Consider the following 24,087-nt stretch of genomic DNA (forward strand, 5'->3'; position numbering starts at 1 on the left):
GTCGTTGGTGGCACGACCAAGGGTCGTGATGCGTCCCGCCTCGTTCAGGCGAGGGCGAGCGAGGAGGCCGGATCGGAAAGGATCCGCCCGAGGTCACGCAGCAGCCGCGACCCCTGCTCGCCGTCGATCACCCGGTGGTCGAACGTCAAGCTCAGCGTCATGACGTGCCGCAGGCGCACGCGGCCCTTGTGCTCCCAGGGACGCCGGCCGACCGCACCCAATGCGAGGATCGCGGTCTCGCCTGGATTCAGAAGCGGAGTTCCCGCATCCACTCCGAAGACCCCGACGTTCGTGATGGTGATGGTGCCGCCCGTGAACTCGGCCGGGGTGGTGCGCCCCGTGCGGGCACGCTCGACGAGAGCAGTCACGGCGTCCGCGAGCTCGGGCATCCGCATGCCGTCTGCACTCCGGATGTTCGGCACGACAAGTCCGCGATCGGTCGCCACAGCGATTCCGAGGTTCACGCCATGCGGCGCAACGATCTCGCCCGTCGCGTCGTCCCAGTGAGAGTTCGCCTCGGGTGTCGCGGACAACGCCAGGCAGAGCGCCTTCGCTGCCAGCGTGAGCACCGTCACCCGCCTGCCGCGCAGCTCCGGCGAAGACCCGAGCCGATCTATGAGGTGCATGCTCCTCGTGACGTCGACGCTGAGGAACTCGGTCACCTGCGGCACGGCGGCGCTGCGCACCATCGCCTCCGCCGTGCGGCGGCGGATGCCCGTAGCAGGCGACCGCGTCTCGCCCGCTTCATGCCCGCTCGCGTCGCCGACGCCCTCAGGGCGCTGCCAGGCGATCGGCTCGGGCAGCCTGCCGGAGCGCGGCTTGCGCTGAGGGCGCCGCGCGGACTGCGCACGAGGACCTCGTCCGACGAGCACCTGGTGGCGCTCCTCAGGCTCGTCGGGCTCAACGCCGGGGCCGGTGTTCGGGGAACCGGCCGGGGAGGCGGGTTCGGCGTCGCTCACAGGGTCTCGGTCGTCGTCTGACGTCGGCCGGCGATCCGGCCCGGCACCCGCCGCAGCCCCGCCCACGACGCGTGGTCGCCCGCCGTCGTGCGCAACCACCGGTCGCGACTCCGAGGCTCGTGCGGCCGCGGCGCCTACGGACTGCGGCATGCGCGGGCTTTCGGCAGTGGCATCCGCTTGTAAGAGCGATGCGTCGTCGGGCGTCTCGTTCCGGCCCCCGTCACCGTCGTCTTCACCCTCGACCTCCACCGACATCAGCGGTGCGCCGACCTCGAGCGTCTCGCCCGGCTCGGCGTGCAACTCGCGGACGATGCCTGCGAACGGTGAAGGCACCTCCACGAGTGCTTTCGCGGTCTCGACTTCGGCGATGATCTGGTTCAGCTCCACCATGTCGCCCACGGCGACCCGCCAGGCCACGACCTCCGACTCGGTGAGACCCTCGCCCAGATCGGGCAGTGCGAACTCCTTGACGCTCATACCCGCACCCCCATCACCCGATCGACCGCGTCGAGCATGCGGTCGAGATCCGGCAGGTAATGCTCCTCGAGCTCCGATGGCGGGTACGGGATGTCATGCCCCGTCACGCGCAGCGGCGGTGCCTGCAGCGCGTCGAAGCAGCGCTCGGTGACCATCGCCGCGATCTCCGCTCCCAGTCCGCCGAAGCGTTGCGCCTCGTGCGCGATCACGAGCCTTCCGGTCTTGCACACGGATGCCACGATCGCATCCTCGTCGAGCGGTGCGAGCGAGCGCAGGTCGATGACTTCGACGGCGACTCCCTCGTCCTCTGCCGCCAGGGCGGCATCCTTCGCCGTCTGCACGAGCGGGCCATACGTCACCAGGGTCACGTCGGCACCCGATGCCACCACACGCGCACGGTCGAGCGAGGGAGCGTCCGCCACGTCAGGCAGCACGTCGCCTTTCGACCAGTAGCGGCGCTTCGGTTCGAAGAACACCACGGGGTCGTCGCACTCGATGGCCTGCCGAACCATCGTGTAGGCATCTTGGGGGTTGGAACAGGCGACCACGCGAAGCCCAGGCGTGTGCGCGAAGTACGCTTCAGGCGATTCCGAGTGGTGTTCGACCGACCCGATGCCGCCGCCGAACGGCACGCGGATCGTGATGGGCATGGTCACCGCGCCCTGAGTGCGGTAGCGCATCTTGGCCACCTGGGCGACCACCTGGTCGAACCCTGGGTACACGAAGCCGTCGAACTGCAGCTCGCACACCGGACGGTAGCCGCGGATCGCCAGTCCGACTGCTGTGCCGATGATGCCGGCTTCGGCGAGTGGGGTGTCGATCACCCGATCCTCGCCGAACCTCTCCTGCAGGCCGTCGGTCACCCGGAAGACGCCGCCGAGTTTTCCGATGTCCTCGCCGAGCAGCAGCACGCGGTCGTCGGCGGCGAGTGCGTCGGCGAGCCCGGTCGTGATCGCCTTCGCCAGCGTGAGCTCGGTCATCGCCCGGCCTCCCCTCGCTCCTCCGCCACGTTCGCAACGACGTCCGCGTCTTGGAAGGAGGCCAGGTAGGCGGCGTAGGCGTCGCGCTGCCTGCTCAGGGCGTCGGGCCTTTCCGCGTAGACGTCGTCGAAGATGGTGAGCGGGTCTCGGGGGCGGAGGGACAGGCATCCGTCGCGCAGCTGCTTTGCGACGGCGTCCGACGCTGCCTGCACGGATGCCTCGCGCTCCGAAGTGAGCGCGCCCGCGTCGACCAGAAGCAGACGCGTGCGCTCGATCGGGTCCAGCTCGCGCCACGTGTCCAGCTCGCCGGGCTCGCGGTATCGGGTCGGATCGTCTGAGGTGGTGTGCGGGCCGAGCCGGTACGTCACGGCCTCGATGAACATCGGCCCCTCGCCCGTTCGCGCGTGATCGACTGCCATCCTCGTCGCGGCGAGCACGGCGAGCACATCATTGCCGTCGACGCGGATGCTCGGGATGCCGAACCCGGGCGCGCGGTCCGCGATCGGCTTCTGCGCCTGCAGCCCGACGGGTTCCGAGATGGCGTACTGGTTGTTCTGGCAGAAGAAAACGACGGGAGCGCCGTACGCGGCGGCGAACACCAGGGCCTCGTTGGTGTCGCCCTCGCTCGTCGCGCCGTCGCCGAAGTAGGCGATCGCGACGGAGTCGGCTCCGTCGTGCGTGATTCCCATGGCGTAGCCGACGGCGTGCAGCGTCTGAGCTCCGATGATGACGGTCGGTGTCGCCATGCCCACGTCGTACGGGTTCCAGCCGGAGAACTGCGAGCCCCGCCACACGCGCACCATGTCGGTCATAGAGACGCCCCGCACGTAGGCGACGGCGTTCTCGCGGTAGCTGGAGAAGACGAAATCGTCGGAGCGCAGCGCACGCGCAGAACCGATCTGCGCTGCCTCCTGCCCGATGAGTGGCGGCCAGAGCACCAGCTGGCCCTGACGCTGCAGGGCCGTGGCCTCCGTATCGATGCGGCGGGCGATCACCATGTCCTCGTACAGTCCGAGGAGCTGTTCCTCGAAGACGTCGGCGACCCAGGGGTCGAGGTCAGGATCCTGCAGCCTCTGACCGTCGGGGGCGATCAGCCGGGCGAGCCTGCCCTGACGGGTGGACGTGTCTGTACCAGGTCGAATGGTGAGCATCGTGTACGCAGCCTTCATCGATCGTGACCGGCGGATGCTTGTGGCTGGCCGGTCCGCTCGGCACCGTTGCCGAACGTCGATCACAGACTACGACGAGGGACGCCTAATGGGCCAGGGGCCGCACCGGCCGCACGCTCTGCCTTCGTGGATGCCGCCCCCCCTGGCCGTTCAGGAAGACGGCGGAGAGCCCGCCTGACCGAGTGAACGGGCGATCGCGACGGCGCCGAACTCGAAGGCATCCGACGGGCTTCCTCCCAATTGGAACGCGCCGGCGAACTCCATGGTGAGGTACCCGTACGCCCACGCCGTGACGGTGCGGGCGGCATCCAATGCGCGGTCGGGACCTGCGAGCCGCTCGGCTGCGGTCAACACCGCTGAGCTGGCTCGGGCCAATGCCTCTTGCGATGGTCGCGCGGCCTCGGGGACCTGCGCGAAAAGCACGCCGAAGAGACGTGGATGCTCACCCGCGAAGCCACGCAACGCCCTGGCCAGGGCGACGAGCCCCTGCACCGGGTCGGGGCCGGCGGCGCTCAGGGCATCATCGAGCACTGCCGCCACCTGGTTCGCGACCTGTTCGACCACGAGCCCCAGCAGGTGCTCTCGGCTCTGCACGCGCTTGTACAGCGACGGCGGCTGCACGCCCACCCCTGACGCGACAGCCTTCATGGTGAGGGCGTCAGGGCCGCCCTCCTCCACGAGCCGCAGCGCGGCGGCAAGGATCTCGGCGTTCGTCGTGCGCGTGGGTGCCGGCATGCGTGTCCCTCTGTTCCTGGTTCCCTTTTCGTCTCATTCGCTATTGACATTAGCCTTCATGGCTAACTATCGTAGCCATCATCACCCTACCCCCTCGAAAGGAACCCGCCATGCAACTCGCACCCGGTCTGCACCGCGTCGGAAACGACCTCGTCGCCGCCTACCTCGTGGAGGGCGAAGGCGGACTGACGCTCATCGACGCCGGCATCGGTGGTCAGTACTCCGATCTCAAGCGTGAACTGACGGCCATGGGTCGAACGCTCGCCGACATCCGGGGAGTGATCCTGACCCACGGCGATTCCGATCACATCGGCTACGCTGAGCGGCTGCGAAGCGAGCTGGGCATCCCCGTGTACGTCGGCGAAGCGGACGCCGCCCGCGCCCGCGGCAAGGAGTCGACGCATCCGGCCTGGGGCAAGACGCGGTTCGGCGCCACGGCGGGCTTCCTCTGGTACACGCTGCGAAAGGGCGGAATGCGCACCAAATACCTGACCGAGGTGGTTCCCGTGCACGAAGGCGAGGTGCTCGACCTGCCGGGGAGCCCGCGCATCGTGTCGCTTCCTGGGCACTCGGCCGGCAGCATCGCCATCGTCGTGCCGTCGCTGGACGCAGTGTTCGTCGGCGACGCGCTCACGACACGCCATGTGCTGACCGGGCAGCGCGGACCTCAGCCTGCACCGTTCACCGACGATCCGGATGCCGCTCGCACGTCGCACGCGAAACTCGCCACGATCGAGGCGACGTGGGTGCTGCCCGGCCACGGCACGCCATGGAACCGCGGTACCCGGGAGCTCGCAGCCGAGCTCGCCAAGGCCGACGCGTAGTCGGGGCATCCGGCCGTCCTCCCGACGCGTTCACGAAGTGCGCCGGACGACCTGAGTGCCACAACGAAAACCGCCCGCCACCGTGAAGGTGACGGGCGGTTTCGCAAGAGTTCGCGTTGTCGAACGAAGAGCTGCCGATCGACGCGGTACTCGACTGGACCTTATCGGCGCAGTCCGAGACGCTCGATGAGCGAGCGGTACCGGCTGATGTCGATCTCCTGCAGGTAACCCAGCAGGCGGCGGCGCTGACCCACGAGCAGCAGCAGACCACGACGTGAGTGGTGGTCGTGCTTGTGCTCCTTGAGGTGCTCGGTGAGGTCCTTGATCCGCTTGGTCAGGATCGCGACCTGAACCTCTGGGGATCCGGTGTCACCGGGGTGGGTTGCGTACTCTTCGATGATCGCCTTCTTGACATCTGCATCGAGTGCCATAGATTCGATCCCCTTTCTCTCGTTGCGCGGTGCCGCAGGCCGGATGCCTGGGCGCTCTTTCTCCGCGGCCGTTCTGACGGCAACCGCACAAGTCTAGCAGCGCGACGCAGGTGTGGGCGACGCGACGGAGACCGGCGTGAGCGGCCCGTCTACTCCGAGGAAAACGTCCAGGGGGCGGGGGTGAGTATCAGGCGACGGCGTCGCGCGCCTTCTCGAGCAGCCGGTAGTGCAGGAGCCCGAACGAGTAGAGATAGAGCAGCACGGCAGGCACGGCACCGAAGAACCAGGCCCACCCTGAAGCGCCGAACGCGATGGTCAGCACTGCCGTCACCGTGCCGCTCACCACGACGAGCGCGCCCAGTGCGACGCCGATCCATGCGCCGATCACGCTGTAGAGCCCTACGATGCCGCCCCGGTCGAGCCTGGCGACGGCCTGAGGGGTCTTCGCTTTGCGGTACGCGGCCACGGACTTGAATCGGGTCGAGACATCCACGAGGTACCAGACGGCTCCCGCCGCGATCAGGATGGTCGCCGCGAGCGCCCAGGCGAACGGCGTGCCGCTCTTGGTCGCGATTCCCACCTGGGCTGCGATCAGCCAGGAGGCAACGACGCCGAGCAGCGCATAGCCGATTGCGGCCCAGCGCAGCTTGAACCCCAGATCGACCACGATCTCATCGTGCGTGCCAAGCAGGGGGTCGTTCTGCAACTGCGTGGAGCTGAGCGGAGGCAGAGGCTGCGTCGGCTGGGCGGCCTCCACACGCGGCGACTCACTCGGCTGCTGCACCGGCTCGAGCACGGCCGTTGGCAGTGTCTCCTGCTCCTCGGGAGTTTCGACCGCCGGCTGCTGGATCGAATCCTGCGCACCTTGCGTCGGCTCGCCCGAGGCGGCCATCGCGGTCTGCGCCGGCGGCTGGTTCTCAGCGTCGCGGACGGTTCCGCCGGCCCCGCGGGCGCCGGCTGCAGCCGCAACTGTTTCACCGGCATCTGACGCTCTGCTCGCCGAGTCGACTCCATCCGACGCCGATGCACCAGACGAGGCGCCCGCGCTCGGCTTCGCGGTGGTCTTCTTGGCGGGGGCCCTCCTGGCAGCCGGGCGTTTGGCCTGCGCAGTCCCCGCCGGTTGCTGGTCGGCAGCCTGCTGGCTCTGCACCGTAGGCGACTGCGCTTCCTCGGCCGTGCTCTCGGCGCTCCCCGAAGTGGCTGCAGTGCTCGCCGGCTCGGTCTTGGCCGTCGACGAGACCCGCGCGTCGGCGGTGCTCGACCGCTTCGCTTGGCGCACCTGTTCAGGCGATTCGACGGTCGGCTTGGACTCTGCCGTTGTCGGCGTCGTGCGCGGGCTCGTCTTCCTCGTCGGGGTCACAGGTCGTCTCCTCTCACACCGGTGAAGGTGGGCCGGTCGATGAGCGGCCGGATGCCGCGCCCGGCCGCGTCACTCAAGTACCCGTTCGACACTACCCGCCGGTTTCCGTCTCGGGCGCGGCGATTACGCGAGCCGCGGAACGTTTACGGTGAACGCATGTCCGAGTACGTCGCTTCTGCCCTGACGCCGGCCGCGGTGGCGAGGGCGGCGGCCATCGCACTGGGCGATTCGGCGTTCATTCCCGGGTGGTTGCGCACCGGGGCGAAGGCGAGGCGATGGCTGCAACGCGATGTGCAGCATCCGCTCGATGGGCCACCCGTGCTCCTGCTGCCTGGTGTTCACGAGTCCCCTAGGTTCCTCGACCCGTTCGCGGCCCTGGCCGCGGCATGCAGCCGCCGCCCGCACGTGGTCACGGCGCTCGGTCGCAACGTGGCAAGGGTGACCGAGACGGCCGAGCTCGCCGCCGACTACCTCGAGCGGCACGACCTGGCCGACGTGCTCATCGTCGCGCACAGCAAAGGCGGCCTGGTCGGAAAGCAGCTCATGACCTGGGAGCACACGCGCCGACGGGTGCGCTCGATGGTGGCCGTCGCCTCCCCGTTCTCGGGTTCGGTCTTCGCAACGAGGGCGCCGACGCGGTCGTTCCGCGACTTCTCACCCACCAACGCAACCGTGCGCGACCTCGCCGCCAACCTCGCCGCCAACAGGGACATCGTCTCGGTGTTCCCGGCATTCGACCCGCAGATCCCGGCGGGGAGCATGCTCACGGATGCCCGCGCGAACGTGCGCCTGCCGGTGACCGGTCACTTCCGGGTACTCGCGCATCCCGACCTCTGGCGGCTGCTGCGGACCGCGATGCGGGAACCCACCGCAGGCGGAACAGTCCCGTCCGGCGGCGGGCGCGCACCGGCGTGAGTCACCCGTTCAGCGGAAGGCGATGATGCTGTCGCCCCAAGCCCGCCGCAGATCGCCGTGCGGATCGGAGACCACGCGGTCCCTGCTGTCGAAGACATAGGTGAGTCTCGACTCGGTGTCGTACCTGGGCCAGATCGGCGCCATGCGTATCGGGTTCGGGTCGCCGACCTCGGCGAAGGAGACCCACCTGGCCTGCATGCGCTGCGTCAGCCTCCGGCCTGCGGCCACCGCCCCGAAGGCCACGAGAGGCGGCACGTGGGTGTCGAAGACGTGGGGCAACTCCGCCCCGTGCATGGCGCCGAGACCGGCGAGCCGAATGAGCGGCGGGGCGAAGTCGAACTCGTACGCCCACGTCGGCGCGTAGTGGCTGTGCGCGGAGGCGGCCCAGATGGTCGGCATGCGGAAGGCGGCATCCGTCGAAAGGCGCAACGCGGGACGCAGACGCGGGTAGCCGCGGTAGCCGGACGGCAGAGCGAGTGCCTCAGGGGTGCCCAGCCGCTCGAGCATGAGCTGGACGGCCTTGGAACTGTTGGGCACGATCGGCGATCGCAGTAGCCGGAACAGCATCGCCTCGTCGCGGTTGGATCCGATGACAAGCGGGATGCGTAATGCCTCTCCTCGCGTCATAGCGGTCAGTGGATATTCGGGCACGAGTTCGCCGTCCACGACGGGCGCGACCGGGATCACTCCGGGTTCGAGCGTGCTGGTCTCGGCGATGAGCCGTGCGCACGCCTCCGTGAGGGCCGCTGCGGGGATGCGCCTCAGCCGGTGCACCTCGTCGGGCGCCACGTCCAGCCGATTCAGGAAACGCTCGGCCGAGACGCGCGCGGTCTTCTGCGTGTAGACGCTGCCCACCGGCGAGCTCTGGGCGATGGCCGCATGCACGAGGCCCTCGGCGGAGGGCGTCGCCATCATGGTGGTCACCGCGCCGGCGCCTGAGGACTCGCCGAACAGCGTCACGCGGTCGGGAGAACCGCCGAACTCGCGGATGTTCTCGCGCACCCAGCGCAGGGCCGCCAGTTGGTCGCGTTGCCCGATATTGCTCTCGAACACATCGTCGCCGCGCGAGAACGATGACAGGTCGAGGTAGCCAAGCGGCCCGATCCGGTAGTTGAACGTCACCACGACAACGCCCAGGGCAGCCAGATGCGTTCCGTCGTAGAGGGGATCCGCCGACGAACCCACGTAGTAGGCCCCGCCGTGGATCCACACCATGACGGGCAGGTCGGCCCGCCCGAGCGTAGGCGTGTACACGTTGAGTGTGAGGCAGTCCTCGCTCATCTCGAGCGGGCGCGTGCCCGCGAACGCCTCGAACGGCTGAGGAGCGATCCGGCCGAACCTCGTCGCGTCGCGCACGCCGTTCCAGGGTGCCGGCGGCTCTGGTGCGCGAAATCGGAGTGGACCGACCGGCGGCGATGCATATGGGACACCCTTGAACGTATAGACGTCACCGCCGTGCACGCCGCGCACCCGGCCATGAACCGTGGCGACGACGGGGCCGGACTTCTCCGCAGCATCCCTGAGCACCGCATCCGTCGCACTCACAGAATCAGGCTACGGCGAGCGCCGCGCTTGCGGTTGCGGTGGCCGATTCAGTCGGTCGCGCTCAGGCATCCGATCAAACGCGAAGCAAGCCGGCGCGCCTCAGAGCGCGGCGATGCTGTAGACAGGCGAGCCGGAAAGCCGCTCGCGGCCGCGCAGCTCCTCCAGCTCGAGCACGACGCCGAAACCGGTCACGGAGTATCCGGCACGACCGATCAGCCGTGCCGAAGCCGAGAGCGTGCCGCCTGTGGCGAGCACGTCGTCGAGGATGAGCACCCGCGCACCCCCTGGCAGCCGTTCCGGCTCGAGCTCGAGGCTGGCACTGCCGTACTCGAGGTCGTAGCTCTCCCGGAGCACTACTCCCGGCAGCTTCCCCGCCTTGCGCACCACCAGCACCCCAGCACCAGCCGCGTAGGCCACTGCCGCGGCCAGCACGAACCCACGCGCCTCGACGCCCGCAACCGCATCGAACTGGCCGCGGAAGTGCTCGGCGAGATCATCGACGATCGCCCGGAACGCCCCACCATCGGCGAACACGGGCGCCAGATCGCGAAAAAGGATGCCCGGCTCGGGAAAATCCGGAACGCTCACCAGCAGACGATCCAGTTCTTGGCGCGCACGGTTCACCAGCCCACCCTACGCGAGCTCCTACGCCGCTTTCCGCGACGCGCAGCCGGCACGGCTCGGGGTCGAGGGGTGCTGCGGCCATGCATCGGCCCGGGCAGCAGACCACGGCCGGCGTGTTAGCGTCGGGTCCCGTGCCGCACGACCACGATCAGGACCCGGACGCGGGTCCTGCCGCTTCGACGGCCTCCCCCGAAGGATCCGCCCCCGCACACAGATCACTCTTCGTAGACCTGAGGCCGCTGCGCAGCAGCCCGGCGTTCGCCCGCCTCTGGCTCGGTGGAGCGGTGTCGGGCATCGGCGGTCAGATGACCATCGTCGCGATCGGCCTGCAGGTCTACGACCTCACCGGTTCGACCCTCGCGGTCTCGGGTGTCGCGCTCTTCGCACTCGCGCCCATGGTGTTCTTCGGCATCTACGGCGGCATGCTGGCCGACGTCGTCGACCGTCGCGTGCTTGCCCTTGCTGCCGGAATCGCGGCGTGGGGGTCGACGCTGTGCATAGCGCTGCTCGCCTGGTTCCACGTGGACAACGTATGGCTGCTTTATCTGCTGGCCACGCTCAACTCCGTCGCCGCGACCGTGATCAGCAGCACCAGGATGGCGATCTATCCGCGCATCCTCGACCGTGAGCTGTTACCAGCGGCCTCGGCCCTCGGCGGCATCTCCACTGGCGTCATGGTGACGGTCGGCCCAGCACTCGCGGGCGTGCTCGTCGCGACGGTCGGTTTCGGCTGGACATACTCGGTCGACGTCGTGCTGTTCGTGTTCGCGTTCCTCGGCATCGTGACCCTGCCCTCCATCGTCCCTGAGGGAGAGGCGTCGAAGCCGGGGTGGGCATCCATCGTCGAGGGCCTGGGGTTCCTTCGCACAGCACCCAACGTGCGCATGTCGTTCATCGTCGACATCATCGCGATGACCTTCGGCCAGCCGCGCGTCATTCTGCCGGCCGCGGGAGCGCTGCTGCTCGGCGGCGGGCCCGTTACCGTCGGCGTCCTGACGGCGGCGTTCGCGGTCGGGGCGCTCGTCTCCAGCGTGTTCTCCGGGCCGCTCGGTCACGTGCGGCTACAGGGTGCAGCGGTGGGGCGGGCCATCGTCGCGTACGGCGGCTTCATCCTCTGCCTCGGCATCGAGCTCGTGCTGCTCGCCACGGGATGGTTCGGTACCGCGGATGCCGGGCATCCGAACATTCCCGCGATCGCCATCGCTTGTCTGCTCTTCGCCGGAGCCGGGGCGGCCGACAACGTGTCGGCGATCTTCAGGCAGACGATTCTGCAGACGGCAACGCCGGACACGATGAGGGGACGCATCCAGGGCGTCTTCACTGTTGTCGTCACGGGCGGCCCCCGGCTCGGCGACCTCTACGCGGGTGCAGCGGCGGCGCTTGTCGCGCTCTGGTTTCCGCCGGTACTCGGCGGGCTGGCGATCATCGGTGGCGTCGTGCTCCTGATGCGCCTTCAGCCCACGTTCCGCCGCTACGACGCGATGCACCCGGAGCCCTGAGGCGTCCGGGTGCATCGCACGGGTTTCTCGAGGTCGACTACCTGACGTCGAGCAGGTCGATCACGAAGATCAGCGTCTTGCCGCCGAGCGGGTGCCCGCTGCCAGCCGGGCCATAGGCGAGCTGCGGCGGAATGGTGAGCTGACGGCGGCCGCCCACCTTCATGCCCGGAATGCCGTCCTGCCAGCCCTGGATGAGACCGCGCAGCGGGAACTGGATGGACTGGCCGCGGCTCCATGACGAGTCGAACTCCTCGCCCGACTCGTACTCGACGCCGAGGTAGTGCACATCGACGGTTGCACCCGGTGTGGCCTCTGCACCGTCGCCCTCGACCAGGTCGACGATCTCGAGCTGCTCGGGTGCCGGCCCCTGGGGCGCGTCGATCTCGGGCTTGGACTTCTGCGATTCGCTCATCACACCATCCAACGGCACGTGACTGCAGAGGTCAAAAGGGCGGATGCCCGGGCGAGGCGCGAGCGCGGAATGCTTGCGTTATGAGGCCGGCCGAGGCAGTCTGGGTACTGACCAACTCGCCGCTCGGGTTCGGCTGCCGGCAGTGCCGCACCACCGAGCGGTGAGTTCTGTCCGGGGCATTCGACGGAACAGCGTCGTCCCGCCTCGTTCTACCCGTGGCTTCGCTTCAACCAAGCGAGCGCAGGCGGTTTCGGGATGCCGTGATCCTGCCGAGCAGGACGGATTCCTCCGCCGCGGTGCCGGCATCCGCTGCGTCGGTGATGATGCGCTGGCGATCGATCGCCAATCGGGTCGTGTCGCGAACCATGGACCGCACGATCGACGGTGCGTCACCGCCCTTCGTGCGCGCCCACCTGCGAATGCTGCGACGACCCGCCCGCGTGCCGAAGAGCGCAACCTCGTCGAAGGTGAACCAGCCAGCGCGACCGTATTCCGCGAGCCTGTCGCGTGTGAGGTGCTGCTCGCGCACCCGCAGAAGCACGACGGTCACCACCGCGACCACGAAGATCGGGAACTCGAAGAACAGGTAGACGCCCCAGAACCCCAGGTATCCCGCGAGGTTCCAGACCGCATGCAGCGTGGCCGCCGCGACCACGCCAACAACGAACGCGCCGAGGACGCCGATGACGCCTCGCCTGCGTGCCGCCAGTCCAAGGGCGAGACCCGTGCACGAGGTGAAGAGAACGTGCGCGAACGGAGAGAACAGGGCACGCAACACGAAGACGGTGGCAGCCTGGCTCGCACCGCCGTCGTGCAAAGCGGTTCCGAAGTACTGGATGTTCTCCACGAAGGCGAACCCACCTGCGGTGAAGGCGGCGTACACGATGCCGTCGATGGGGCCGTCGAACGTGCGCCGCACAGCGAACACGAGGATGAGCAGCGCTGCCCCCTTCGCGGACTCCTCCACGAGGGGTGCTCGAACGACGGCAGACAGCACGGAGCTCTCGGGGATGGGGGTGAAGACGCGTTGCCCGATGTCGAACAGCAGCGCGATCGTGATCGCAGCGGCAGCACCCCACAGGAAGGCGAAGGCCTTCGCCGCCCATGGTTCGGGCTCCCAGGCGTCGATCCAGGTCGCCGCCATCAGCACGATCGCCAATGGCACGAGTGCGAGAAGCGCGCTGATGGCCACGAGCTCGGGACCCAGTGCGAGCACGAGGTAGGCGAACACAACGACAAGCAGCTGCGTCAGCAACACCAGCCCGATGATCGTCCACACGATCACAGCCGTCCTCGTGCGCGGTCCCTTGGCTGCGACCGGAGGGGCCGTGGGCACGCCGTTGACGGCGTATCCGCTTGCGTGCCTGGCGCCCTGCCCAGCCGCTGGTCGAGGGGTCGGGTCGGACATGCGGCTCCTCGTCTTCGCTGGCACGCGCCGATCGTGCGCACCGGAATCTTACGCGTAGGATCGGTGGTCGGCGGGCTGGAGCTCCTTTCGCTGCGCCGGTGAGGAGTGCTGCTCAACGTGTCCACGATCTCCGTGGTGATCCCCGCGTACAACGATGCGGCGATGCTCAGGGAGAGCCTGCGCAGGTTGAACGAACAGCTGCGGCCGGCCGACGAGATCATCGTCGTCGACAATGCCAGCACCGACGAGACAGCCGAAGTCGCCGCAGCGCTCGGAGCCACTGTGGTGTACGAGCCGCTGCGCGGCATCTTCTCTGCTGCAGCAGCCGGCTATGACGCGGCATCCGGCGACATCATCGCGAGGCTGGATGCCGACTCGCGTCCTCCCGCGGACTGGCTCGCTCACATCGAGGCCGAGTTCACGGTGTCGCCCGAGCTGGGAGCGATCACCGGCCCCGGGGAGTTCTACGACGGGAATCCTCTCGTCACCTGGCTGGGCGAGAACCTGTACATCGGCGGCTACTTCTGGTTCGTCGGACTGTGGATCGACAACGGGCCGATCTTCGGCTCCAACTTCGCCATGCGGCGTCAGGTGTGGCTGCGGGTGCGCGATCGCGTGCACCGCCGGATGCCGCGCGTGCACGACGATCTGGATCTGAGCCTGCAACTGCCGCCAGACGTGATCGTCAGGGTCGACGAGACGCTGCGGGTGGGCATCTCGGCTCGGCCGTTCGCGAGCTGGCGCGCCTTCGGCCGTCGGCTCGGCTGGGCCTACCTCACGTTTCGGGTGAACTGGCCGGACGCGTCGCCATGGCGCATCCGGCAGGAGCGCGAGAAGTACCGGCTCGAGCGGCAGGCCGGCGAGAGCGACGCGGCCTCCCCCGTATGACGTAAACCCAGGCTGCTTTGTGCCACAGCCGATGCGCCGGTGCCGTGACGGCGGGTCAGGATGCCGCACCCTCCGCACGCATGAAGAGCTCGAGCATGTCGGCCGCAAGCTGGTGGGGCGCCGTTTCGCACGGACTATGACCGGTGCGGTAGACGGCAAGCCGTGCACCCAGGCGCTCCGCGAACCTGGCGTGCAACTCGACGGGCCAGAGGTCGTGCTCCCCGGTGGCCACGAGAACCGGGATGTCCGTCGCACGCAATTCACCGGCGACATCCGGCGTGTGCCGCATGAGCCCTATGACGTCGTCGACGGCTCCGCGCCTGGTCAACTCGAATCGGGACCGCACGAACTCCAGGCGCTTGGGACCGACCTTGTTCTTGTTCGTGACGATGCCCCAGATCATCAGTCCTGCACCCTGGTGGGCCGTGGTGAAGCGACTCAGCCAGCCGATCAGGCGAATGCCCCTGAACGCCTGCCCGGGCAAGGGCGGTGCGGTCAGCAGCGTGAGGCTGCGCACCAGGTCTGGGCGGCGCAGTGCGGCGAGCTGAGCCACCGAGCCGGCGAACGAGTAGCCAAGCAGGTGAGCCGGGCCCCGTGAAGCGAGCACGGCAAGCATGTCGTTCACGAAGAGGTCGTAGTCGTAGACAGCTCCAGGGTGGGAGCCGGCCTGGGCCGATTGGTACTGCCCGGCGAGGTCGTAGCTGACGACGCTGTATCCTGCGTCGACCAGAATGGGACCGAGCAGCGCGAAGTCCTCTTTCGAGCCTGTGACGCCGGGCACGAGGACCACGGCTGGATCAGCCGGATCGCCCATGCTCCACGTTGCGAGGGATCCGCTCGGTGCCTCGAACACGCCCACCGCGGTCCCGTCGGGCGGGAGGGACCAGTCGATCTCGCCGATTGCGGCGTCGGCGGCTATTGCCACACGGCGTCGGTCGCCGCCGCTGCGCGCCTGAGACGTGCCGGCGCACTCCTCATCGATGGACACGCGTCTACCTTATTGCCGCCCGTCTCACGGGTCCGGGGACGCCCGCCCGGTGTCGCCCCGTTGCCGCGGCCCAGCGGGATAGCCTTTCGAGGTGAGATTCGCGCACCTGGCAACGTCCGCAGGCTCCGAGGCGCGTCTCGCCGTGGTCGTGACCGACAGGGCGGTGTTCGCGGACGACCTGATCGAGGATGCGCCCCGCGACCTCCAGGAACTCATCGAGCGCGGCGACGATCTGCCTGCGAGGCTCGAGCGTGCGTCCGAGCAAGCCGAGAGCGATACGGGGCTATGGCATCCGGTGTCGGAGCTGAGGCACGCGTCCGCCGTTCTCCGTCCTCCCGTCGTCTTGGCCATCGGTGCCAACTACGCGGCGCACTCCGCCGAACTGGCACTCAAAGTGGAGAAGGCTGCAACGGTCTTCGCGCTGTGGCCGAACTCCCTTTCCGCCCACGAAGGTACGACAACGTGGCCGTCCGAATTGTCGAGCGAAGTGGACTACGAGGCGGAGCTCGGGGTGATCATCGGTCGGCCGGCGAGGGACGTGCGCGTCGTCGACGCCCTCGACTACGTCTTCGGCTACACCGTGGTCAACGACATCACCGCGAGGAACCTGCAGTTCTCCGAGGCTCAATGGTCGAGGTGCAAATCATTCGATGGTTTCACGCCGACGGGGCCTGTCGTCGTCACGGCCGACCAGATCCCCGACCCGCAGGACCTGTGGCTGGCAACGACGGTCGACGGCAGGCTCCTGCAGGATGCCTCCACCTCGGGAATGGTCCGCTCGGTCGCGGAACTGATCGCGTTCCTCTCCCGCTCGACGACGCTTCAACCGGGAACCCTGATCTCCACAGGGAGCCCGGGCGGCGCCGGATATTCCCGCACTCCGCCCGTGTTCCTGCACGACGGCGCGACGGTCACCGTGTCGTGCTCGGGAATCGGCGCGCTCACCACCCACTGCCGGGTGATCTGACCGCCGGCTACCCCCGGGTCCCGGCGTTCGTCGCGGGACGGGTGCGGCTGCGGGATTGGTCCGGCTACAGACCCTCGTCCGGATTGCGGTGGTGGTCCGAGATCACGGGTATCGAGGTCGTGACGGCTTCCAGACCGCTCAGCCTTGCCGGCGACAGCAGCTTCGTGACCCGCTCCCTTGGCATGAGTCCGGCTTCGACGACCAGGTCTGCCACGTTGCGATTCGTCAGAAGAGCCGTCTTCGCGAGGGCCGCGGCCGCGGCGTAGCCGATGTGCGGCGTGAGCGCGGTGATGACGCCGATGTTGGAGCCGACCATGGTCTCGAGGCGTTCCTCGTTCGCCGTGATGCCGTCGATGCAGTTCACCCGCAGCGTGAGGCACGCCTGGCGCAGCCACGTGATGGACTGCAGCAGGAAATTGCCGATCACAGGCTCGAATGCATTGAGCTGGAGCTGGCCGGCCTCCGCCGCCGCGGTCACGGTGGCATCCGCTCCGATGATGCTGAACGCCACCTGGTTCACGACCTCGGGGATGACCGGGTTCACCTTGCCGGGCATGATGCTCGAGCCGGCCTGCCGCGCCGGCAGGTTGATCTCGCCGAAACCGGCTTGAGGGCCACTGGAGAGCAGGCGCAGGTCGTTGCAGATCTTCGACAGTTTGACCGCGCTGCGCTTGAGCGCCCCGCTGAACGACATGAACGCGCCGGCGTCGCTGGTCGATTCGATCAGATCGGGTGCGGTCTCGAGGTCGAGGCCCGAGATGCGCGAGAGGTGCCGAACGGCGGCGACCGAATACCGGGGATCCGCCGTGATGCCCGTGCCTATGGCCGTAGCACCGATGTTCACCTCTGACAGCAGCCAGATCGTCTCCTTGAGGCGTTCGTAGTCTTCGCCCAGCGTGGTCGCGAAGCCGTGGAACTCCTGTCCGAGAGTCATCGGAACGGCATCCTGCAGCTGCGTGCGCCCCACCTTGAGCACGTGCTTGAACTCCACGCCCTTTCGTGAGAACGACTCGCGCAACGCCCACAGCTCGTCGAGAAGCGAGCGCAGCAGCAGCGACAACGCGATCTTCAGCGCCGTCGGGTACGTGTCGTTCGTGCTCTGGCTGCGGTTGACGTCGTCGATCGGGTGGATGTGCGAGTAGTCGCCCTTCTTCCACCCGCCCAGCTCGAGTGCGCGGTTGGCGATGACCTCGTTGGCGTTCATGTTGGTCGAGGTGCCTGCACCGCCCTGGATGATGCCCACGACGAACTGGTCGTGCAGACCACCGTCGAGCACCTCCTGGCACGCCGCCTCGATCAATTCGGCCTTGTGCTTGTCGATCGCGCCGATCTCGGCGTTGGCCCTCGCGGCCGCCAGCTTCACCATCGCCAGTGCGTCGACGAATGTGGAGTAGACGGAGATCGGGCGGTGAGCGATCGGGAAGTTCTCGAGCGCTCTCGAGGTGTGGATGCCCCAATATGCGTTGGCGGGAATGCGCCGCTCCCCCAGAGAATCCGTCTCGATGCGGTAGTCGCCCTCGCGTGCCTCCCACCCGGAGGGCGGCGACATCTCGGAATAGGGCTGCTGAACGGGGATCTCCTGCGTCGCTGTCACGACTTCTCGGCCTTTCCGCGGAGGCGTCCTCGCGCCCGCATTCCGACTCTACGCGCCGGGTCGAAAGGCATCCCCTGAGCGGTCGCACAGCTGTCCGGCCGCCCGGACTCCGGACATTCCGCCTTGCCGTCTGCTTAGGAGAGCCTGCGCAGCAGCCCGCGCGCGATGCCGTCGACGCGCTTGGTGTACGGCGGAAAGATCATGGTGAGTGACTCAGGGGCAAGCGGCTTGCTGAGCACGGCCTTCTCGTTGCTCAGCGTGGTGAAACCCGCCTCTCCCCGATAGCGGCCCATACCGCTTTCTCCCACGCCTCCGAAGGGCAGCCCGATCACGGTCTGCTGGATCAGGGCCGCGTTGAATCCGACCGCTCCTGACGAGGTGCCGCGCAGGAACGCCTTGCGCACCTTCTCGTCGTTGGTGAACACGTAGAGGGCGAGCGGCTTGTCACCCGAGGCGATGCGACCGATCGCCTCGGAGGCATCAGAGACCTCGACGACGGGAAGGATGGGGCCGAAGATCTCCTCCGACATGACCGCTGAGTCCTCCGCGACTCCGGTGAGCACGGTCGGGGCGATGTACTTGTCGGCCGCATCGGTTCGGCCACCGCACGCCACCTCGCCGTCCGCCAGCAGGCGTGACAAGGCGTCGAAGCGCTCCGGACTCACGATGCGCGCGTAGTCGCCCGATGCCTGCGGGTCGCTTCCGTACAACTCGTGCACGGCCGCCCCGATCAGCGGCACGATACGGTCGATCACGTCGCGCGTGGCCATCAGGTAGTCGGGTGCCACGCACGTCTGGCCGGCGTTCAGGAACTTGCCCCACGCGATGCGCTTCGCCGCCGCCTGCAGGTCGACCGTGTCGTCGACGTACACGGGCGACTTTCCACCCAGCTCGAGAGTGACGGGCGTGAGGTGCTTGGCTGCCGCAGCCGCGACGATTCTCGCCACCCGTGCGCCACCCGTATAGAAGATGTGGTCGAAGCGTTCTTCGAGCAAAGCCGTGGTCTCGGGGACCGCGCCCTCGACGACCGCGACTGCACGGGCATCCAGGTACTCCGGCACCAGCCGCGCGAACGTCGCTGAGGTAGCGGGGGCCAGTTCGCTCGGTTTCATCACGACGGCGTTGCCCGCAGCCAGTGCGGCGACCACCGGGCCCAGAAGCAGCTGGATGGGATAGTTCCACGGCGCGATCACGAGCACCACGCCGAGCGGCTCCCGGATGACCCAACCACGGGCCGGCTGAAGCGCGAGCGGTAACGCTACCCGCTTCGGCGCTGCCCATGCCCTGAGATGCTTCAGTGCGTGCGCCACCTCGGCGAGGATGACGTTGACGTCGGCGAGCTGGGTCTCCGTCGGGCTGCGGTGCAGATCGGAGGCCAGGGCGGCCTCGAAGGCTGCCCCGTGCTCGGTGAGCATGCGACGGATGCCCGCCAGCTGCTCCCTGCGCCACGCCAGCGGCTTGGTGAGCCCGGTCTTGAACGCCCTGCGTCGCTCGGCGACGATGCCTGCGATCCGCTCAGAAGTCATGCCTCATCGTAATCCTGGTCGAGTGACCAGGTTCGGTGAGCCGAACCTCTCAGGTCTAGCCGTGGAAGAGCGCCTCGATGGGCCCGCGTGCGAAGTAGATGGCGAAGCCCACAGCCACGATCCACAGCAACGGACTGATGGTGCGCAACTTGCCCGCGAACGCCTGCACCACGACCCAGGCGATGAAGCCTGCGCCGATGCCGTTGGCGATCGAGTATGTCAGCGGCATGACGATGATCGTGAGGAACACGGGCAGCAGCACCGTGAAGTCGGTGAGATCGATGCTCTTGATCTGCGACATCATGAGCGCGCCGACGATGACCAGGGCAGCCGCGGCCACCTCGGAGGGCACGATCTGGGCGATCGGGGTGAAGAACATCGCGAGCAGGAACAGGGCTCCCGTGACGACGTTGGCGAAGCCCGTTCGGGCGCCCTCGCCGATGCCTGCACCTGACTCGATGAACACGGTGCTTGACGAGCTGGAGGTGAGACCGCCCGCCACGGCGCCGACACCCTCAACGATGAGGGCGCTGCGCAGGCGCGGGAACGTGCCGTCGTCGTTGGCGAGTCCTGCCTCCTTCGACAGGCCGGTCATCGTGCCCATGGCGTCGAAGAAGTTGCTGAAGACGAGCGTGAAGATGAGCATCACCGCGGTCAGCACGCCGAGCTTGCTGAAGTCGAAGCTCACGTGTCCGACCAGGCCGAAGTCGGGAAGCGACACCCAGTTCGTGATCTGCGGCACGTTGAGGTTCCAGCCGGATGCATCCTTCGGCTGCGCTCCCAGGTGCCAGATGAGCTGGGCGACGACGGCGAGGATGGTGCCGGAGACCAGTCCGATCAGAATGGCGCCCTTCACCTTGCGCGCGACCAGGATGCCCGTGATCAGCAGCGTGAGAACGAACACGACGGTGGGGATGGTCGCGATCGACCCGTTACTGCCCAGCCCGATGGGCGGAGAGCCGACACCCGTCGACTTGACGAAGCCGGCATCCACAAGTCCGATGAATGCGATGAAGAGACCGATGCCGACGGTGATCGCGATCTTCAGGGAGTAGGGCACCGCATCGAAGATGAGCCGCCGCAGCCCGGTCGCCGAAAGGATGACGATGATCACGCCGTCGATGACGACGAGCCCCATCGCCTCGGGCCAGGTCACCTGACCGACGACGCTGACCGCGAGGAAGGAGTTGATGCCAAGGCCGGCGGCGAACGCGAACGGAAGACGCGCGATCAGGCCGAACAGGATCGTCATGACCCCAGCCGTGAGCGCTGTTACCGCTGCCACCTGCGGGAACGCCAGCGTGTGATGAGCGACGTCTTTGCTTCCCGAAAGGATGATCGGGTTGAGCACGATGATGTACGCCATCGTCACGAAGGTGACGAGACCGCCACGGACTTCCTGCCACCACGTCGACCCGCGTTGCGATATCTCGAAGAAGGCGTTGAGTCGGCCGGGCGCTTGAGTCTCGGTCTTCGTTTCGGTCTGGGACATGGGGGCTCTCTCCGATCGGCCGAAGCTGCGGGTGTGCGGGGCGGGTCGAGACGATATTGTCAGGCAACTGCCAGGTGCCGCTAGCATCGCGACGAATGCTGCGCGCGTCGCGGACGACCGGGATGACCGGGCAGACGACCGCTACCCATTCTCCCCCACCGCGAACCGACGAAATGAGGCCTGATGGCGCCCATGTGGACCGTGCACGGCGACGGCAAGACGATAAGGCCCGACACCGTGGTCTCACCGGACGAACGACTCAGCTGGCCCCGCACCATCGGAATCGGCGCTCAGCACGTCGTCGCGATGTTCGGCGCAACGTTCCTGGTCCCGCTGCTCACGCATTTCCCACCGTCGACAACGTTGCTGTTCTCCGGCGTTGGCACCATCGGGTTCCTGCTCATCACGCGCAACCGGTTGCCCAGCTACCTCGGGTCGTCGTTCGCATTCATCGCACCCATCACCGCGGCGATGGCCGGCCATGGGATGGGCGGGGCGCTGTTCGGCATTCTCGCCGTTGGCATCCTGCTCGCCATCGTCGGCGGCATCGTGATCCTCACAGGAACCGGCTGGATCGATGCCCTCATGCCGCCCATCGTCGCCGGCGCCATAGTCGCCCTGATCGGCTTCAACCTCGCGCCGACGGCCGTGACGAACTTCAGCACGTCGCCGCTCGTCGCCGTCATCACACTCGCGGCGATCATCCTCTGCACCGTGCTCTTCAGGGGGATGCTCGGGCGCATGTCGATCTTCGTCGGCGTCGTCATCGGGTACCTCGCGGCCGTGCTGCTCGGCGTGGTCGACTTCGCGCCCGTCGCCAAGGCCGCCTGGATCGGCCTTCCCAAGTTCGCCCTGCCGGGGAACCCGTTCTCGGATGCCTCGCTCTGGGGATTGCTGCCCGTCTTCCTGCCCGTGGTGCTCGTGCTGATTGCCGAGAACGTCGGCCACATCCGCGCCGTCGCTCAGATGACGGGCAAGGACGTGAACGTGCTCACCGGCCGCGCCCTGTTCGCCGACGGAATCGCGACGACGTTGGCCGGCTTCTTCGGCGGCTCGGGAACCACGACGTACGGCGAGAACATCGGCGTGATGGCGGCCACCAAGGTCTACTCGACTGCCGCGTACTGGGTGGCAGGCATCGTCGCCGTGTTGCTCGGCCTCTCGCCCAAGGTGGGCGCCGTGCTGAACACCATCCCGTCCGGGGTGCTCGGCGGTGCGACACTCGCCCTTTATGGTCTCATCGGCGTGGTCGGCATCAAGATCTGGCTCGACAACCGGGTCGACTTCTCCAAGCCGAAGAATCAATTCACCGCGGCCGTCGCCCTGGTCATCGGCGTCGGGAACCTCACCTGGGCCATCGGAGACCCGAAGGGCGGGATCCAGCTCAGCGGCATCGTGCTCGGCACCATTGCGGCGATCGTGATCTACCACCTGATGAACGCCATCGGCCGCTTGCGCGGAACGGACTGAGCGGGCCTGGTTGCGAGACCGCGCGGCGGGTTTCGATACGCGTCGCCTCGCGGCGCAACTCAACCAACGGTGAAACGTCGCTCGGCGTCGCTACGCAACGAGCGATGGAACCCTCTGCTTCGCGACTCAGTGGGCGTGCAGCGCGGGCACGATCAGGTAGATGCCGAACAAGATGACAAGGGCGCACAACGTGAAGCAGCTGTAGGCCACGACCAGCGACAGCCCCTTCTGGAACGGTGTGAGCGGGCTGCGAGCCGCCGCCTTCTTGATCCGCTTCGCCTCGGCCGCGGCCTCCGCCGGCGTGACGATCGTGATGGCGTCGGTGAACTCAGCCGGTGTGACGTGCGGCGCCTTGCCCGCCGTGGAGAGCATCCGCAGGCCGAGCGAGTAGAGCACGACGACCAGGCATGAGGACAACAGCGAAGCGCCTGCGACGGCGAGGAAGGCGATCCAGTTGATGCCGTTCATGCCACGCTCCTTCTGGAGTTCTTGGGCTTGACCTTGCGGATCTTGACGACACGGCCGGACTGGGCGACCTCGTTGACGCCCTCGAAGGCGTTGCGAGCCGACACCTTGTTGCGCTTGGAGAGGGCGAAGATCAACACGATCACCCCGACGACGATGACCAGGTCGATGATGACCCCGGCGAACCCGAGCAGGCCGATGAACGCCGTGACGGCGCCAACGACCGCCGCCGCGGGAAGGGTCATGAGCCAACCGAGTCCGATCCGTCCCGCCGTGCCCCATCGCACGCTGGAGCCGCGGCGGCCGAGGCCCGAGCCGATGACCGACCCGGATGCGACCTGTGTCGTCGACAGCGCGAATCCGAGGTGCGACGACGCGAGGATGGTCGCGGCCGTGCTCGTCTCTGCGGCGAAGCCCTGGGCCGGTTTCACGTCGGTCAGGCCCTTGCCGAGCGTGCGGATGATGCGCCACCCACCCGTGTATGTACCGATCGCGATGGCCAAGGCGCAGGCCGCAATGACGGCGACCGGTGGATTCGACCCTGGTGCGAGCACTCCAGCCGAGATGAGCACGAGGGTAATGACGCCCATGGTCTTCTGCGCATCGTTCGTACCGTGCGCGAGTGCGACGAGCGACGAGGAGAAGATCTGGGCGAAGCGGAAGCCAGCTCGGCCATCCGGCAGCCGGTCGTAGCGTCGGGTGATCGCATAGGCGAGGCGAGTGGCGGAGAACGCCACGACTCCCGCGATCGCCGGCGACAGCAGTGCGGGCAGAATCACCTTGTCGAGCAGCACGACGTAGTCCACCGAGCCGAACCCGGCGCCCACGATGGCTGCCCCGATCAGACCCCCGAACAACGCGTGACTCGAGCTGGACGGAAGTCCGAACAGCCAGGTGACGAGGTTCCACACGATTGCGCCGACGAGGCCGGCGAAGATCATGGTCGGCGTGATCAAAACCCCGCCGCTGCCCTCCTTGATCAGCCCGCTGGAAATGGTCTTCGCCACCTCCGTGGAGAGGAAGGCTCCGACCAGGTTCAGCACCGCGGCGAGCGCGACAGCGATCTTCGGACGCATCGCGCCAGTGGCGATCGGTGTCGCCATGGCGTTCGCCGTGTCGTGGAAACCGTTCGTGAAATCGAAGAAGAGCGCCAGCACGATCACCAGCACGACGATCAGGGTGAAGTCCACCGACGTCTTTCTTGAATAGTGGGCACGGGTGCGGCCTCACCTGCCCGGCGAGCCGGGACGGCGCATCCAGAGATTTCACTCGTCGTGCACCGCGCGTTAAGACCACGTCGATCGTCACATGCGGAGGTGACCCGGTCAACTCGATTCGGCGGCATTGCGCCGCGATTGA

Annotated in this window: 22 protein-coding genes; 6 read left to right on the forward strand and 16 right to left on the reverse strand. The window is 67.7% G+C overall.

Translation table 11 applies throughout. From position 1 onward, the window contains the following. Positions 1-44: 44 nt before the first annotated feature. The 4 genes from ACO2Q7_RS15290 to ACO2Q7_RS15305 all read right to left on the reverse strand — a co-directional run bounded on the left by ACO2Q7_RS15290 (position 45) and on the right by ACO2Q7_RS15305 (position 4,320). The gene (locus tag ACO2Q7_RS15290; RefSeq protein ID WP_423356576.1) at positions 45-1,436 is read right to left on the reverse strand and encodes a dihydrolipoamide acetyltransferase family protein; all 1,392 of its coding nucleotides are present in this window, start codon (positions 1,434-1,436) and stop codon (positions 45-47) included. Beyond that, positions 1,433-2,416 carry an alpha-ketoacid dehydrogenase subunit beta gene (locus ACO2Q7_RS15295; protein WP_423356577.1) on the reverse strand — a complete coding sequence of 328 codons (984 nt, stop codon included), beginning with the start codon at positions 2,414-2,416 and terminating at the stop codon, positions 1,433-1,435. The genes ACO2Q7_RS15290 and ACO2Q7_RS15295 overlap by 4 nt, the downstream gene beginning before the upstream one ends. After that, complete coding sequence (pdhA, locus tag ACO2Q7_RS15300) at positions 2,413-3,567, reverse strand: pyruvate dehydrogenase (acetyl-transferring) E1 component subunit alpha (protein WP_423356578.1); 1,155 nt, start codon at positions 3,565-3,567, stop codon at positions 2,413-2,415. The genes ACO2Q7_RS15295 and pdhA overlap by 4 nt, the downstream gene beginning before the upstream one ends. A gap of 168 nt (positions 3,568-3,735) precedes the next feature. After that, positions 3,736-4,320, reverse strand: a complete 585-nt coding sequence (locus tag ACO2Q7_RS15305) for a TetR/AcrR family transcriptional regulator (protein WP_423356579.1) — start codon at positions 4,318-4,320, stop codon at positions 3,736-3,738. Between the two features lie 110 nt (positions 4,321-4,430). Between ACO2Q7_RS15305 and ACO2Q7_RS15310 the strand changes: the two genes are divergently transcribed. Then, positions 4,431-5,144 (forward strand): MBL fold metallo-hydrolase, encoded by a 714-nt coding sequence (locus tag ACO2Q7_RS15310; protein WP_423356580.1) that lies wholly within the window; start codon positions 4,431-4,433, stop codon positions 5,142-5,144. Positions 5,145-5,305: 161 nt separating this feature from the next. Here ACO2Q7_RS15310 and rpsO read toward each other — a convergent pair whose 3' ends face one another. Both rpsO and ACO2Q7_RS15320 read right to left on the reverse strand, forming a co-directional pair. Next, positions 5,306-5,575, reverse strand: a complete 270-nt coding sequence (gene rpsO / locus ACO2Q7_RS15315; protein ID WP_022901720.1) for a 30S ribosomal protein S15 — start codon at positions 5,573-5,575, stop codon at positions 5,306-5,308. A 187-nt stretch (positions 5,576-5,762) separates the two neighbouring features. Further along, positions 5,763-6,935: a hypothetical protein gene (locus tag ACO2Q7_RS15320; RefSeq protein ID WP_423356581.1), complete on the reverse strand. Its 1,173-nt coding sequence runs from the start codon at positions 6,933-6,935 to the stop codon at positions 5,763-5,765. A 156-nt stretch (positions 6,936-7,091) separates the two neighbouring features. Here ACO2Q7_RS15320 and ACO2Q7_RS15325 point away from each other — a divergent pair, with 156 nt between their 5' ends. After that, on the forward strand, positions 7,092-7,850 hold the full coding sequence (locus ACO2Q7_RS15325) for an esterase/lipase family protein (protein WP_423356582.1): 759 nt from the start codon (positions 7,092-7,094) through the stop codon (positions 7,848-7,850). Positions 7,851-7,859: 9 nt separating this feature from the next. Here ACO2Q7_RS15325 and ACO2Q7_RS15330 read toward each other — a convergent pair whose 3' ends face one another. Then, complete coding sequence (locus ACO2Q7_RS15330) at positions 7,860-9,395, reverse strand: carboxylesterase/lipase family protein (RefSeq protein WP_423356583.1); 1,536 nt, start codon at positions 9,393-9,395, stop codon at positions 7,860-7,862. Positions 9,396-9,494: 99 nt separating this feature from the next. Continuing rightward, positions 9,495-10,022 carry an adenine phosphoribosyltransferase gene (locus tag ACO2Q7_RS15335; RefSeq protein WP_423356913.1) on the reverse strand — a complete coding sequence of 176 codons (528 nt, stop codon included), beginning with the start codon at positions 10,020-10,022 and terminating at the stop codon, positions 9,495-9,497. A 128-nt stretch (positions 10,023-10,150) separates the two neighbouring features. On the opposite strand from ACO2Q7_RS15335, the gene ACO2Q7_RS15340 reads away from it, so the two are divergent. Then, positions 10,151-11,518 (forward strand): MFS transporter, encoded by a 1,368-nt coding sequence (locus ACO2Q7_RS15340; RefSeq protein ID WP_423356584.1) that lies wholly within the window; start codon positions 10,151-10,153, stop codon positions 11,516-11,518. 37 nt (positions 11,519-11,555) lie between these two features. On the opposite strand, the gene ACO2Q7_RS15345 is transcribed toward ACO2Q7_RS15340, so the two are convergent. After that, on the reverse strand, positions 11,556-11,930 hold the full coding sequence (locus ACO2Q7_RS15345) for an FKBP-type peptidyl-prolyl cis-trans isomerase (protein ID WP_423356585.1): 375 nt from the start codon (positions 11,928-11,930) through the stop codon (positions 11,556-11,558). 226 nt (positions 11,931-12,156) lie between these two features. Then, positions 12,157-13,338 carry a PrsW family intramembrane metalloprotease gene (locus ACO2Q7_RS15350; protein ID WP_423356586.1) on the reverse strand — a complete coding sequence of 394 codons (1,182 nt, stop codon included), beginning with the start codon at positions 13,336-13,338 and terminating at the stop codon, positions 12,157-12,159. 117 nt (positions 13,339-13,455) lie between these two features. On the opposite strand from ACO2Q7_RS15350, the gene ACO2Q7_RS15355 reads away from it, so the two are divergent. Continuing rightward, positions 13,456-14,226, forward strand: coding sequence for a glycosyltransferase family A protein (locus ACO2Q7_RS15355; protein WP_423356587.1), 771 nt, complete (start codon positions 13,456-13,458; stop codon positions 14,224-14,226). Between the two features lie 55 nt (positions 14,227-14,281). On the opposite strand, the gene ACO2Q7_RS15360 is transcribed toward ACO2Q7_RS15355, so the two are convergent. Further along, complete coding sequence (locus ACO2Q7_RS15360; protein WP_423356588.1) at positions 14,282-15,214, reverse strand: alpha/beta fold hydrolase; 933 nt, start codon at positions 15,212-15,214, stop codon at positions 14,282-14,284. Positions 15,215-15,305: 91 nt separating this feature from the next. Here ACO2Q7_RS15360 and ACO2Q7_RS15365 point away from each other — a divergent pair, with 91 nt between their 5' ends. Further along, positions 15,306-16,181 carry a fumarylacetoacetate hydrolase family protein gene (locus ACO2Q7_RS15365; RefSeq protein ID WP_423356589.1) on the forward strand — a complete coding sequence of 292 codons (876 nt, stop codon included), beginning with the start codon at positions 15,306-15,308 and terminating at the stop codon, positions 16,179-16,181. A 64-nt stretch (positions 16,182-16,245) separates the two neighbouring features. Here the strand turns inward: ACO2Q7_RS15365 and ACO2Q7_RS15370 are convergent, their stop codons facing one another. From ACO2Q7_RS15370 to ACO2Q7_RS15380, 3 genes are all read right to left on the reverse strand, one after another. Beyond that, positions 16,246-17,730, reverse strand: a complete 1,485-nt coding sequence (locus tag ACO2Q7_RS15370; RefSeq protein WP_423356914.1) for an aspartate ammonia-lyase — start codon at positions 17,728-17,730, stop codon at positions 16,246-16,248. A 179-nt stretch (positions 17,731-17,909) separates the two neighbouring features. Beyond that, the gene (locus tag ACO2Q7_RS15375; RefSeq protein ID WP_423356590.1) at positions 17,910-19,301 is read right to left on the reverse strand and encodes an aldehyde dehydrogenase family protein; all 1,392 of its coding nucleotides are present in this window, start codon (positions 19,299-19,301) and stop codon (positions 17,910-17,912) included. A 55-nt stretch (positions 19,302-19,356) separates the two neighbouring features. Next, the gene (locus ACO2Q7_RS15380; RefSeq protein ID WP_423356591.1) at positions 19,357-20,793 is read right to left on the reverse strand and encodes an NCS2 family permease; all 1,437 of its coding nucleotides are present in this window, start codon (positions 20,791-20,793) and stop codon (positions 19,357-19,359) included. A 183-nt stretch (positions 20,794-20,976) separates the two neighbouring features. Between ACO2Q7_RS15380 and ACO2Q7_RS15385 the strand changes: the two genes are divergently transcribed. Beyond that, positions 20,977-22,263 carry a uracil-xanthine permease family protein gene (locus ACO2Q7_RS15385; protein WP_423356592.1) on the forward strand — a complete coding sequence of 429 codons (1,287 nt, stop codon included), beginning with the start codon at positions 20,977-20,979 and terminating at the stop codon, positions 22,261-22,263. Positions 22,264-22,389: 126 nt separating this feature from the next. On the opposite strand, the gene ACO2Q7_RS15390 is transcribed toward ACO2Q7_RS15385, so the two are convergent. Beyond that, positions 22,390-22,731, reverse strand: coding sequence for a peptidase (locus ACO2Q7_RS15390; protein WP_423356593.1), 342 nt, complete (start codon positions 22,729-22,731; stop codon positions 22,390-22,392). Then, entirely contained in the window at positions 22,728-23,918 is a 1,191-nt protein-coding gene (locus tag ACO2Q7_RS15395; RefSeq protein ID WP_423356594.1) for an inorganic phosphate transporter, read from the reverse strand. Before ACO2Q7_RS15395 ends, ACO2Q7_RS15390 begins: the two co-directional genes overlap by 4 nt. Positions 23,919-24,087 lie beyond the last annotated feature (169 nt).

It is taken from the genome of Rathayibacter sp. KR2-224, assembly GCF_049446075.1.
In the GTDB taxonomy this organism is placed as follows: domain Bacteria; phylum Actinomycetota; class Actinomycetes; order Actinomycetales; family Microbacteriaceae; genus Humibacter.